This is a genomic window from Nevskiales bacterium, from assembly GCA_035574475.1.
Lineage (GTDB): Bacteria > Pseudomonadota > Gammaproteobacteria > Nevskiales > DATLYR01 > DATLYR01.
The window spans coordinates 1-12,891 of sequence record DATLYR010000091.1 but is presented as its reverse complement, the minus strand read 5'-3'; the positions used below and the strand labels follow the sequence as shown (position 1 = coordinate 12,891).

The window sequence follows — 12,891 nt, the reverse complement described above, 5'->3', positions numbered from 1 at the left end:
CCGCGCGCCCCGGGCCCTATGTCATGGCGCGCAGCGCCTGGATCCTGCGCCAGATGGGCTATGGGCCTCGGCCGGCGCCGGCGGGCGACGATCCGGAGCCGATCGAGCCGGAAGCCATCGGGCCGGACGGCAGTGACGAGTCCGCGGACGGTGCCACGCCGCCTGAGCCGGGGTCTCTGCCGGAAGAGGGGCTGCCAGAAGAAGGGCTGCCGGAGGAGCCGGCGCCGGTTCACCCAGTGCCTGCGGAGAATGCACCAGCGCCCGCCGGCGCGATGGATGTCCCTGCGCAGCCGGCGTCGCCGGGCGGCGGCGGGCGCGTGATCGACGAGGCGCCGGACGAGGACGTCCGCGAGTGGGAGCAATCGCTCATCCTGTGAGCCGCGTCGGGCGTAGACTGCAGCCATGGACAGCCCGCATCGCCCGCCGCCGCACAAGGGACGCGGCGCGGTTTCCAACCTGAAGCAGCGCTTCGAACGGCACAGCGTCGAGGTTTTTGACGACGGCTGGGGCACGCTCGAGGAAGAGGCTCCACCGCTGCAGACCACGGTCACGCCGGACCCGGCGCGCAGCATCATCACGCGCAACGATTCGCCGGACATCGGCTTTTCGCAGTCCATCAACCCCTACCGGGGCTGCGAGCATGGCTGCATTTACTGCTTTGCCCGCCCAACCCACGCCTACCTCAATCTTTCGCCTGGCCTGGATTTCGAAACCCGGCTGTTCTACAAGCAGGACGCTGCGGCACTGCTGGAACGGGAGCTGCGCCGGCCCGGTTATCGCTGCGAGCCCATCATGCTCGGTGCCAGCACCGATCCCTACCAGCCGGTGGAGAAGGAGCTGCGCGTCACCCGCGGGATACTGGAAGTGCTGGCGCGCTTCCGCCACCCGGTCGGCATCGTCACCAAGGGCACGCTGGTCGAGCGCGACCTCGACCTGCTCGCAAAGATGGCGCGCGACGACCTGGTGCAGGTCTTCATCAGCCTCACTAGCCTGCGCAACGCCATCAAGCGCACGCTCGAGCCGCGCGCAGCCTCGCCGGCACGCCGCCTGGAGCTGGTGCGCCGGCTGAGCGCGGCCGGTGTGCCGGTGGGCGTGCTGGTGGCCCCGGTCATCCCGGTGATCACCGACGGCGAGCTGGATGCAATCCTGGCCGCCGCCGCGGATGCCGGCGCCCGGATGGCTGGTTATGTGCTGCTGCGCCTGCCGCACGAGGTCAAGGACCTGTTCCGCGAGTGGCTCGACGCCCACCACCCGCTCAAGGCCGCGCACGTCATGAGCCTGATCCGCCAGGCGCGCGGCGGCAAGGACTATGACAGCCGCTGGGGCCTGCGCCAGCGCGGCACCGGCGAGTATGCGGACATGCTGGCGCAGCGCTTCCGCCTGGCCTGCAAGCGCCATGGCCTGAACCGGCGCGAGGACGGCGGGCTCAACACCGGCGCCTTCCGCCCGCCGCCGGCGGCCGGTGACCAGCTGCCGCTGTGGGGCTGATTTCGTAGACGCCCGCGGGACGCATCGGTATAATTCACAAGCTCTGACATACCGAGGGGCTGCGCGAGCAGCCCCTCGTCTTATGTGCAGGGCAGTCTCTCGGAAAGCGCGGATTCAACGGAGATGCCCTTGACCCAGCCGGCTCTTCTCGCCCTTGCCGACGGCAGCCTGTTCCATGGCCAGTCGATCGGTGCCGACGGCGTGACCGTCGGCGAAGTCGTTTTCAACACCGCAATCACCGGCTACCAGGAAATCCTCACCGATCCCTCCTACAAGGCGCAGATCGTCACGCTGACCTACCCGCACATCGGCAACGTCGGCGCCAACCCCGAGGACCAGGAGTCTGACAAGGTTCAGGTCGCCGGTTTCGTGATCCGCGAGGTGCCGCGCGCGCCCAGCAACTGGCGCGCACAGGAAACCCTCGGCGATTACCTGCGGCGCCACAACGTGGTGGCCATCGCCGACATCGACACCCGCCGACTGACCCGCATCCTGCGCGAGAAGGGCGCCCAGAACGGCTGCCTCATGGCCGGCCGCGTGGACGAGGCCGAGGCGCTGAAGCGCGCGCGCGAGTTCCCGGGCCTGAAGGGCATGGACCTGGCGAAGGTGGTCACGACGCTGCGGCCTTACGAGTGGACCGAGGGCACCTGGGTCGGGCCCAACGACGTGCCCAACCACACGCAGCCGCGCTTCCACGTCGTGGTTTACGACTTCGGGGTCAAGCGCAACATCCTGCGCATGCTGGTGGATCGCGGCTGCCGGGTGACCGTCGTGCCGGCCCAGACCCCGGCCGCCGAGGTGCTGGCGCTCAGGCCCGATGGCGTGCTGCTGTCCAACGGGCCGGGCGATCCGGAGCCCTGCGAGTACGGTATCCAGGCCGCACGCGAGTTCATGCAGTGCAAGTTGCCGATTTTCGGCATCTGCCTGGGCCACCAGATCCTGGGCCTGGCCTGCGGGGCGAAGACGCTCAAGATGAAGTTCGGCCACCACGGCGCCAACCACCCCGTGCAGGACCTGGACAGCGGCGGGGTCATGATCACCAGCCAGAACCACGGCTTCGCGGTGGACGAGGCCACGCTGCCGGCCAACGTGCGCGCCACGCACAAGTCTCTGTTCGACGGCAGCCTGCAGGGCCTCGAGCGCACCGACGTGCCGGCCTTCAGCTTCCAGGGCCATCCCGAGGCCAGCCCCGGCCCGCACGACATCGGGCCGCTGTTCGACAAGTTCATCCGCATGATGGAACAGGCGAGACGGTAATGCCGAAACGCACCGATATCGAGAGCATCCTCATCATCGGCGCCGGCCCGATCATCATCGGGCAGGCCTGCGAGTTCGACTATTCCGGCGCGCAGGCCTGCAAGGCGCTGCGCCAGGAGGGTTACCGGGTGATCCTGGTGAACTCCAACCCGGCCACCATCATGACCGACCCCGAGATGGCCGATGCCATCTACATCGAGCCGGTCGAGTGGCAGACGGTCGCGCGGATCATCGAAAAGGAACGGCCGGATGCACTGCTGCCGACCATGGGCGGCCAGACCGCGCTCAACTGCGCGCTCGACCTCGCGCACCACGGCGTGCTGCAGAAATTCGGCGTCGAGATGATCGGCGCGAAGGCACAGGCCATCGACGTGGCCGAGGACCGGCAGAAATTCCGCGTGGCCATGGACGAGATCGGCCTGCAGTCGGCGCGCTCGGGCCTGGCGCACAGCCTGGAGGAGGCGCGCGCGGTGCAGGAGCGCATCGGCTTCCCGGTCATCATCCGGCCCTCGTTCACGCTCGGCGGCTCCGGCGGCGGCGTGGCCTACAACAAGGAGGAGTTCGAGGAGATCGTGCAGCGCGGCCTGGACCTGTCGCCGACCACCCAGGTGCTGATCGAGGAGTCGCTGCTGGGTTGGAAGGAATTCGAGATGGAGGTGGTGCGCGACCGCAAGGACAACTGCATCATCGTCTGCTCGATCGAGAACCTCGACCCGATGGGTGTGCATACCGGCGACTCGATCACGGTGGCGCCGGCGCAGACCCTGACCAACAAGGAATACGAGGTGATGCGCGACGCCTCGATCGCGGTGCTGCGCAAGATCGGCGTGGAGACCGGGGGCTCAACGTGCAGTTCGCGGTCAATCCCGCCGATGGGCGCATGGTCGTCATCGAGATGAATCCGCGCGTCTCGCGCTCATCGGCGCTCGCCTCCAAGGCCACCGGTTTTCCCATCGCCAAGGTCGCCGCCAAGCTGGCGGTTGGCTACACGTTGGACGAGCTGCGCAACGAGATCACCGGCGGCGCCACGCCGGCCTCGTTCGAGCCGACGATCGACTACGTGGTCACCAAGATTCCGCGCTTCACCTTCGAGAAGTTCCCGCAGGCCGACGACCGTCTGACCACGCAGATGAAGTCGGTGGGCGAGGCCATGGCCATCGGCCGCAACTTCCAGGAGTCCGTGCAGAAGGCGATGCGCTCGCTGGAGATCGGCTCGGTGGGTTTCGACGAGCAGCTCGAGGACCCGACCGCACCGGAGGCGCGTGCCCGCATCGAGCGCGAGCTGAGCACGCCACGCGCGAAGCGCCTGTGGTACGTGGGCGATGCCTTCCGTGCCGGCCTGACGCAGGCGGAAGTGTTCAATCTCAGCAAGATCGATCCCTGGTTCCTGGAGCAGATCGAGGAGTTGATCCGCATCGAGCAGGGGCTCAAGGGCCGGACGCTCGCGTCGCTCACGGCGGCCGAACTGCGGGCGCTCAAGCGCAAGGGTTTTGCCGACGCGCGCCTGGCCAGGCTGCTCGGCTGCAGGGAGGACGAAGTCCGCCGCGCCCGGCACGCACACGACATCCGCCCCGTTTACAAGCGCGTGGATACCTGCGCCGCCGAGTTCCCGACGAGTACCGCCTATCTCTACTCCACCTACGACGAGGAGAACGAGGCCAACCCGTCAGGGCGCGAGAAAATCATGGTGCTGGGCGGCGGGCCCAACCGCATCGGCCAGGGTATCGAGTTCGACTACTGCTGCGTGCACGCGGCGCTCGCCCTGCGCGAGGACGGCTACGAGACCATCATGGTCAACTGCAACCCGGAGACCGTGTCCACCGACTACGACACCTCGGACCGGTTGTACTTCGAGCCGCTGACCTTCGAGGACGTGATGGAGATCATCGACCTCGAAAAGCCGAAGGGCGTGATCGTCCAGTACGGCGGACAGACACCACTCAAGCTGGCACGGCCGCTCGAGGCGGCCGGCGCGCCGATCATCGGTACCACGCCGGACTCGATCGACATCGCCGAGGACCGTGAGCGTTTCCAGCAGCTCATCCACACGCTGGGCCTGCGCCAGCCGCCGAACGGCACTGCCCGCTCGCTCGAGGAGGCCCTGGCCGAGGCGCAGAAGATCGGCTACCCGCTGGTGGTGCGCCCCTCCTACGTACTCGGCGGACGCGCAATGGAGATCGTGCACGACGACGAGGACCTCAAGCGCTACATGCGCGAGGCGGTGCAGGTCTCCAACGATGCGCCGGTGCTGCTCGACCGCTTCCTCAACAACGCAGTCGAGGTGGACGTTGACGCCATTGGCGATGGTAGCGACGTGTACATCGGCGGCATCATGGAACACATCGAGGAGGCCGGCGTGCATTCCGGCGACTCGGCCTGCTCACTGCCGCCCTTCAGCCTGGGCGCAGAAGTCCAGGCGCGGCTGCGCGAGGAGGTGCGGCAGATGGCGCAGGCGCTCAAGGTCGTCGGCCTCATGAACACCCAGTTCGCGATTCAGGACGGTGAGATCTACGTGCTGGAGGTCAACCCCCGTGCCTCGCGTACAGTCCCCTTCGTGTCCAAAGCCACCGGCCTGCCGCTGGCCAAGATCGCCGCGCGCTGCATGGTCGGCAAGTCGCTCAGGGCGCAGGGGGTGGGGGGTGAGCGCATTCCGCCGTACTACTCGGTCAAGGAGTCCGTGTTCCCTTTCATCAAGTTCCCGGGCGTGGACCCGCTGCTCGGGCCGGAGATGAAGTCCACCGGAGAGGTCATGGGCGTCGGCCGCCAATTCGGCGAGGCCTATGCCAAGGCGCTGCTGGCCACCGGCATGCGCATGCCGGCCTCCGGCACGGCTTTCATCAGCGTGCGCGACAGCGACAAGCCGGGTGCGGTAGAGCTGGCGCGCGAGCTGGTACGCAACGGTTTCCGCATCCTGGCCACTGGCGGCACGGCGGCGGCGCTGGAGCAGGGTGGAGTAGCCTGCACGCGCGTGAACAAAGTCAAGGAAGGCCGGCCGCACATCGTGGACATGATCAAGAACGACGAGGTGCAGCTGGTGGTGAATACCACCGAGGGCAAAAGCGCGATTGCCGAATCTCAGTCCATCCGCAGCGCGGCTATCGCCCGCAAGCTGACCTATTTCACGACCCTGGCCGGCGCACGCGCCAGTTGTGCGGCCTTGCGCCATCTGCATAACATTGAGGTCAACCGGTTGCAGGACCTGCATCAGGCGCAGGGCCGCCAGGCCCCGGTGGGACCCCGTCCATGAAAAAGATCCCGATCACCGTACGCGGTGCCGAGCGGCTGCGGGAAGAGCTCAAGCGGCTCAAGGCCGAGGACCGCCCGCGCGTCATCAAGGCGATCGCCGAGGCGCGCGCGCATGGCGACCTGAGCGAGAACGCGGAATATCACGCCGCGCGCGAGCAGCAGGGCTTCATCGAAGGGCGCATCAAGGACATCGAGTCCAAGCTGGCGCACGCGCAGATCATCGACGTGACCACACTCGCCGCGAACGGCAAGGTCGTGTTCGGCTCGACCGTGGAGCTCTCGGACGTGGAAAGTGGCGACACGGTGACCTATCAGATCGTCGGCGAGGACGAGGCCGACATCAAGTCCGGGCTGCTGTCGGTGAACTCGCCGGTCGCACGCGCCCTGATCGGCAAGCAGCAGGGTGACGAGGTATCGGTGCAGGTGCCGGGCGGTACCCGGCTGTTCGAGATCGTCGCGGTCCGCTACCTCTGATGCGAGCCCGCATTCGCGCCTGCCGCTGTGTGCTCAGGTCGTCTTCAGGAGCGGCCTGATCCGGCTGTCCTGGTCGCGCGGGCGGTACAGCGTGGCGACATGGCCGACACGCTGTACCAGTGCAGCACCGAGCGTTTCGCACAGCTGCCGGATCATCGCGTCGCGATCCGCGCGTTCGCCGGCCAGCACGCGCACTTTCATCAGTTCGTGATGTTCCAGCGCGCGGCTGGTTTCGGCGATGACGGCTTCAGTAAGCCCGGCGTTGCCGGTGCGCACCACGACCTCCAGGTGATGGGCCAGGCGCTTGAGCGCCCGGCGTTCGGCTTCGGTTATGGTGGTCGGCATACGCGTATCATACCCGTCATGAGTATGGCGTTGTGTGGGTACGTTCGCGGCCGCGAACGTAGTTCTGGGCGAAGCCCATGAAAAGCCGCCGCTGGCTGGCCGAGCACCACAGCGACCCCTATGTGAAACAGGCGCGGGCGGAGGGCTGGCGTTCGCGTGCGGTGTTCAAGCTGCAGCAGATCCAGCAGAAGGATCGCCTCATACGTCCCGGCATGACGATCGTGGACCTCGGTGCCGCCCCCGGCGGCTGGAGCCAGTACGCCACCAGCCTGCTCAAGGGGCGCGGACGCATCATCGCGCTCGATATCCTGCCGATGGACCCCATCGAAGGGGTGGAATTCATCCATGGCGATTTCCGCGAGGATGCGGTATTGAGGCAGCTCACGGACACGCTCGGGGGCCAGCGCGTGGACCTTGTTTTGTCCGACATGGCCCCCAATATCAGCGGTATCGGCGCGTCCGACCAGGCACGCGTGCTGTACCTGGCCGAGCTGGCGCTGGAGTTCTGCTGCACGGCGCTGAAGCCGGGTGGCGGTCTCTTGATCAAGCTGTTCCAGGGCGAGGGTTTCGATGACTATCTCAAGACGCTGCGGAGGCAGTTCGCCCGGGTGCAGATCCGCAAGCCGGAGGCCTCGCGCGATCGCAGCCGTGAGCTGTATTTGCTGGCACGGAACTACCGATTGGTGTAGTGTCTAAGCTCGGGTTTGGGCTGCGACCCGCTCTTCACACCAGAGGATAACTCATTGAACGAATTGGCAAAAAATCTCCTGCTCTGGGCCGTGATCGCGCTCGTGCTGATGAGCGTGTTCAGCGGCTTTTCGCCCACCGGCAGCAGCGCCCAGCCGATGGCCTATTCCGAGTTCCTCAAGCAGGTGGAGCAGGGCGCGGTGAAGAGCGTGCTGATCGACGGCAACCGCATCCAGGGCGAGACCAGCGCGGGCGGCAAGTTCACCACCTACAGCCCGGAGACCGACAACAAGGCGATGATCGGGACGCTGATCGAGCACAACGTCACCATCCACAGCAAGCCGCCGGAAAGCCAGTCGCTGCTCAAGCAGATCTTCATCGCCTGGTTCCCGTTCCTGCTGATCATCGGCGTGTGGATGTATTTCATGCGCCAGATGCAGGGCGGCGCCGGCGGCCGCGGCGCGATGTCCTTCGGCCGCTCGCGCGCACGCATGCTCTCGCCGGACCAGGTCAAGGTCACCTTCGCCGACGTGGCCGGCGTGGAGGAGGCCAAGCAGGAGGTGGCGGAGCTGGTGGAGTTCCTCAAGGACCCCGCCAAGTTCCAGCGCCTGGGCGGCAAGATTCCGCGCGGTGTGCTCATGGTGGGCCCGCCGGGCACCGGTAAAACCCTGCTGGCGCGGGCCATCGCCGGCGAGGCGGGTGTGCCGTTCTTCTCCATTTCCGGTTCCGACTTCGTCGAGATGTTCGTCGGCGTCGGCGCCAGCCGCGTGCGCGACATGTTCGAACAGGCCAAGAAACACGCGCCCTGCATCATCTTCATCGACGAGATCGATGCCGTCGGCCGGCACCGTGGCGCGGGCCTCGGCGGCGGGCACGACGAGCGCGAGCAGACCCTGAACCAGCTGCTGGTCGAGATGGACGGCTTCGAAGGCAACGAGGGCGTGATCGTCATCGCCGCCACCAACCGTCCGGATGTACTGGACCCCGCACTGCTGCGGCCCGGCCGCTTCGACCGTCAGGTGGTGGTGCCGCTGCCCGATGTGCGCGGCCGCGAGCAGATCCTCAAGGTACACATGAAGAGCGTGCCGGTGGCGGACAACGTCAAGCCGAGCGTGATCGCGCGCGCCACGCCGGGCTTTTCCGGTGCCGACCTGGCCAACCTGGTCAACGAGGCGGCGCTGTTCGCCGCCCGCGCCAACAAGCGCCTGGTGGACCAGAACGACTTCGAGAAGGCCAAGGACAAGATCATGATGGGCGCCGAGCGGCGCTCGATGGTGATGAGCGAGGAGGAAAAGCGCCTCACCGCCTACCACGAGTCCGGCCACGCCATCGTCGGCCTGTCGGTGCCCGAGCACGATCCGGTCTACAAGGTCACCATCATCCCGCGCGGCCGCGCGCTGGGCGTGACCATGTTCCTGCCGGAAGACGACCGTTACAGCTACAGCAAACAGCGGCTGAACAGCCAGATCTGCTCGCTGTTCGGCGGCCGCATCGCCGAGGAGCTGATCTTCGGCCCGGATCGCGTGACCACCGGCGCGTCCAACGACATCGAGCGCGCCACCGAGATTGCGCGCAACATGGTCACCAAGTGGGGGTTGTCGGACAAACTCGGGCCGCTGGCCTACAGCGAGAACGAAGGCGAGGTGTTCCTGGGGCGCAGCGTGACCCAGCATAAGAACGTCTCCGACGAGACCGCGCTGGCCATCGACAAGGAGATCCGCAACATCATCGATGCCAATTACCAGCGCGCCAGGCAGATCCTGCAGGACAACATGGACAAGCTGCACCTGATGGCCGACGCGCTGATGAAATACGAAACCATCGACGCACAGCAGATCGCCGAGATCATGCAGGGCCGCGAGCCGGGACCGCCCGAGGGCTGGAGCGATACCGACGCAAACCCGGGCAGCGGCAGCACGCCAGCCACGGCCAGGCCCAAAGCCGCCCCTGGCGGCGGCACCGCCAAGCCGGCCGGTCAGCACTAGTCATGCGCTTCGCGCAGGAACAGGGCGGCGTCCGCCGCCCTGCCCCCATCAGCAATAGAGCACTCTAGTATCTCCGTGGGCGAGCCAGGACCGGCATCGCTTTTCGCTTGAAGCTCGTCTGCCGCGACAAGACGCTCGATCTGGGCAGCCCCGTCGTCATGGGGGTGCTCAACGTCACCCCGGATTCGTTTTCGGACGGCGGCCGCCATTTCGGCATCGACCAGGCCGTGGCGCGCGCGCAGGAAATGGTGGCCGAGGGCGCCACACTGATCGATGTCGGCGGCGAGTCCACGCGCCCGGGCGCGCAGCCGGTGGACGAGGCCGAGGAACTGCGGCGCGTCATCCCCGTGATTGAGCGCATCGCCGGGTTGCCGGCCGTGATTTCCGTCGACACCAGCAAGCCGGCCGTGATGCGCGCGGCCTGCGCCGCCGGCGCAGGCCTGATCAACGACGTGTATGCCCTGCGCCGGCCGGGCGCACTGGAAACGGCGGCCGCCAGCGGCGCGGCCGTGTGCCTGATGCACATGCAGGGCGAGCCGCGCACGATGCAGGCAAATCCATGCTATGCCGATGTCGTGCGCGAGATCGGCGACTTCCTGGCTGACCGTCGCCGCGCCTGTCTGAGCGCCGGCATTGCAGCAGACCGCATCTTGCTGGATCCGGGCTTCGGCTTTGGCAAGACCCTGGCGCATAATCTGCGCCTGCTGGCGCGGCTGGATACGCTACGCCGGCTGGGGGCACCGCTGCTGGTCGGGTTGTCGCGCAAGTCCATGCTGGGCGCGATCACCGGCCAGCCGCCCGGGGAACGTCTGCCTGCCGGTCTGGCGGCCGCGGCACTGGCGGTGTGGCAGGGCGCGAGCATCATCCGCACGCATGACGTACGGGCCACGGTCGAGGCGGTGAAGCTTGCGGCGGCCGCGCGGCAACAGGCGTTACAGGAGGCATAGCAGTCGGCATGGCACGCAAGTATTTTGGCACCGATGGCGTGCGCGGACGGGTCGGCGAGTCGCCGATGACGCCGGATTTCGCGCTCAAGCTCGGCTGGGCGGCGGGCCGCATCCTGGCCCCGCAGGGCAGGGCGCGCGTGGTGATCGGCAAGGACACGCGGCTGTCGGGCTATATGTTCGAGTCGGCACTCGAGGCCGGCTTCAATGCCGCTGGCGTCAACGTCCTGTTGCTGGGGCCCATGCCGACGCCGGCGATCGCCTATCTGACGCGCAGTTTCATGGCTCAGGCCGGCGTGGTGATCAGCGCCTCGCACAATCCCTTCCACGACAATGGGGTGAAGTTCTTTTCGGCGCAGGGCCACAAGCTGCCGGATGCGGTCGAGCTGCAGATCGAGCGGTTGCTGGAGGCGCCGCTGCAAGTTGCGCCATCGGCCGAACTCGGCAAGACCCGCCGCGCCGTGGATGCCGACGGGCGTTACGTGGAGTTCTGCAAGGCCAGCCTGGGCCCGGTTTCGAGCCTCAAAGGCTTGCGTGTAGTGCTGGACTGTGCGCACGGCGCAGCCTACAAGGTGGCGCCCTTGGTGTTCAGTGAACTGGGCGCTCAACTGAGCGTGATCGGCAACCAGCCGGACGGGCTCAACATCAACCGCGATTGCGGATCGACCCACCCGCAGGCTTTACAACAGGCAGTGCGTGCGCAGGGCGCGGATGTCGGCATCGCCCTGGACGGCGACGGCGACCGCTGCATCCTGGTGGATCGCCACGGCGCCATTGTGGATGGCGACCAGATCCTCTACATCATCGCGCGTGCGCGTCAGCAGACGGGCGGCCTCAGGGGACCGGTGGTCGGTACGCTGATGAGCAACCTCGGCCTCGAGCAGGCGCTGGCCGCGCTCGGCATCGGTTTCGAGCGCGCCAAGGTCGGCGACCGCTACGTGCTGGAGCGCCTGCTGGAGACCGGGGGCAACCTCGGTGGTGAATCCTCGGGTCACATCCTGTGCCTGGACCGCACCACCACCGGCGACGGCATCGTGTCCGCGCTGCAGGTGCTGGGCGTGATGGCGGCCAGCGGCCAGGCGCTGGATGAGTTGCTGGCGGGCATGCACAAGTGTCCGCAAACGCTGATCAACGTACCGGTGCGTGCTGCAGCCGCGGAGCTGCTGGCGCATGCGCAGGTGCGTGCCACCGTGGCTGCGGTGGAAAAGCGGCTGGGCCGCGAAGGGCGCGTTCTGCTGCGGCCTTCGGGCACCGAACCGCTCATCCGTGTCATGGTCGAGGGCGTGGACGCCGCCCTGGTCGCGGCCTGTGCGGAAGAGATCGCGACCAGCGTGCGCACCGCAGCCTGATCGTTGCCCGGCGCGCGCCGGGCGGCTAAGCTTCGCGGCTTTCACGGAGTCTCTCACGCATGGGCAGGCGCAGACTGGTTGCGGGTAACTGGAAGATGCACGGCTCGACGGCGGGCGCCGACACTCTGGCGCGCGCCGTGCGTGAGGCGGTCGAAGCTTGCGACCGTGTCGAGATCGTGCTGTGCCCGCCCTATCCCTACCTCGTGCAGGTGGCGCAGCGGCTGCAGGGCAGCGCCCTGCTGCTGGGCGCGCAGGACGTCTGCGAGAAGACCGGCCAGGGCGCTTTCACCGGCGAGGTCAGCGGCCAGATGTTGGTCGATGTCGGCTGCCGCTATGTGATCGTCGGTCACTCCGAGCGCCGTCAGTTCTTCGACGACAGCGATGCGCGCGTTGCGGCCAAGTTCCAGGCGGCGCAGTCTGCAGGCCTGATCCCGATCCTGTGTGTGGGCGAGACCCTGGCCGAACGCGAGGCCGACCAGACCGAGGCGGTGCTGACACGCCAGCTACGTGCCGTGCTGTCCGCGGCCGGGGTGCAGGCCTTCGCCCGGGCGGTGCTGGCGTATGAGCCAGTCTGGGCGATCGGCACCGGCCGCACCGCCAGCCCGGAGCAGGCGCAGGCGGCACACGCGGCGCTGCGGCGACTGCTGGCGGCCGAGGATGCTATAATCGCCCGCGATTTGCGCATTCTCTACGGCGGCAGCGTCAAGCCCGACAATGCCTCCAGCCTGTTTGCCTGCCCGGATGTGGATGGCGGCCTGATCGGCGGCGCGGCCCTGGATGCCGGCCAGTTCAGCGCCATCTGCCGCGCCGGGCAGGACGCCTGAGGCGCCGCCGGAAAGGCACGAGGTTGCTATGCATACGTTTCTGATCGTGATTCAGGTCCTGCTCGCGCTGGGCATCATCGGCCTGGTGCTGCTGCAGCAGGGCAAGGGCGCCGACATGGGCGCGGCCTTCGGCAGCGGCGCCTCGGGTACGGTGTTCGGCGCGCGCGGCTCGGCCAATTTCCTGAGCCGCACCACGGCGGTGCTGGCGTATGAGCCAGTCTGGGCGATCGGCACCGGCCGCACCGCCAGCCCGGAGCAGGCGCAGGCGGCACACGCGGCGCTGCGGCGACTG

At 67.5% G+C, this 12,891-nt stretch carries 13 protein-coding genes; 12 read left to right on the top strand and 1 reads right to left on the bottom strand.

The annotated features are described in order from the left end of the window. From VNJ47_05315 to greA, 6 genes are all read left to right on the top strand, one after another. The coding region (locus VNJ47_05315) for a hypothetical protein (GenBank protein HXG28252.1) at window positions 1–377 on the top strand (377 nt) is incomplete at its 5' end. A gap of 25 nt (window positions 378–402) precedes the next feature. Continuing rightward, window positions 403–1,488: a PA0069 family radical SAM protein gene (locus VNJ47_05310; protein ID HXG28251.1), complete on the top strand. Its 1,086-nt coding sequence runs from the start codon at window positions 403–405 to the stop codon at window positions 1,486–1,488. A 129-nt stretch (window positions 1,489–1,617) separates the two neighbouring features. Further along, window positions 1,618–2,745, top strand: coding sequence for a glutamine-hydrolyzing carbamoyl-phosphate synthase small subunit (gene carA / locus VNJ47_05305; GenBank protein HXG28250.1), 1,128 nt, complete (start codon window positions 1,618–1,620; stop codon window positions 2,743–2,745). After that, window positions 2,745–3,644: a hypothetical protein gene (locus VNJ47_05300; protein ID HXG28249.1), complete on the top strand. Its 900-nt coding sequence runs from the start codon at window positions 2,745–2,747 to the stop codon at window positions 3,642–3,644. Before carA ends, VNJ47_05300 begins: the two co-directional genes overlap by 1 nt. Beyond that, the gene (gene carB, locus VNJ47_05295) at window positions 3,593–5,992 is read left to right on the top strand and encodes a carbamoyl-phosphate synthase large subunit (GenBank protein ID HXG28248.1); all 2,400 of its coding nucleotides are present in this window, start codon (window positions 3,593–3,595) and stop codon (window positions 5,990–5,992) included. The genes VNJ47_05300 and carB overlap by 52 nt, the downstream gene beginning before the upstream one ends. After that, window positions 5,989–6,465: a transcription elongation factor GreA gene (greA, locus tag VNJ47_05290; GenBank protein ID HXG28247.1), complete on the top strand. Its 477-nt coding sequence runs from the start codon at window positions 5,989–5,991 to the stop codon at window positions 6,463–6,465. The genes carB and greA overlap by 4 nt, the downstream gene beginning before the upstream one ends. A 33-nt stretch (window positions 6,466–6,498) precedes the next feature. Here the strand turns inward: greA and VNJ47_05285 are convergent, their stop codons facing one another. Beyond that, a complete protein-coding gene (locus VNJ47_05285; GenBank protein HXG28246.1) occupies window positions 6,499–6,810 on the bottom strand; it encodes a YhbY family RNA-binding protein in 312 nt (103 codons plus the stop codon). A gap of 77 nt (window positions 6,811–6,887) precedes the next feature. Between VNJ47_05285 and rlmE the strand changes: the two genes are divergently transcribed. From rlmE to secG, 6 genes are all read left to right on the top strand, one after another. Further along, window positions 6,888–7,499, top strand: a complete 612-nt coding sequence (gene rlmE / locus VNJ47_05280) for a 23S rRNA (uridine(2552)-2'-O)-methyltransferase RlmE (GenBank protein ID HXG28245.1) — start codon at window positions 6,888–6,890, stop codon at window positions 7,497–7,499. Window positions 7,500–7,553: 54 nt separating this feature from the next. Next, window positions 7,554–9,482 (top strand): ATP-dependent zinc metalloprotease FtsH, encoded by a 1,929-nt coding sequence (gene ftsH, locus VNJ47_05275; protein ID HXG28244.1) that lies wholly within the window; start codon window positions 7,554–7,556, stop codon window positions 9,480–9,482. Between the two features lie 107 nt (window positions 9,483–9,589). Continuing rightward, complete coding sequence (gene folP / locus VNJ47_05270; GenBank protein ID HXG28243.1) at window positions 9,590–10,429, top strand: dihydropteroate synthase; 840 nt, start codon at window positions 9,590–9,592, stop codon at window positions 10,427–10,429. A gap of 8 nt (window positions 10,430–10,437) precedes the next feature. After that, window positions 10,438–11,775 (top strand): phosphoglucosamine mutase, encoded by a 1,338-nt coding sequence (gene glmM, locus VNJ47_05265; protein HXG28242.1) that lies wholly within the window; start codon window positions 10,438–10,440, stop codon window positions 11,773–11,775. 59 nt (window positions 11,776–11,834) lie between these two features. Next, window positions 11,835–12,599, top strand: coding sequence for a triose-phosphate isomerase (tpiA, locus tag VNJ47_05260; GenBank protein ID HXG28241.1), 765 nt, complete (start codon window positions 11,835–11,837; stop codon window positions 12,597–12,599). A gap of 28 nt (window positions 12,600–12,627) precedes the next feature. After that, window positions 12,628–12,891 (top strand): preprotein translocase subunit SecG (secG, locus tag VNJ47_05255; GenBank protein ID HXG28240.1); only part of this gene is annotated, 264 nt, incomplete at its 3' end.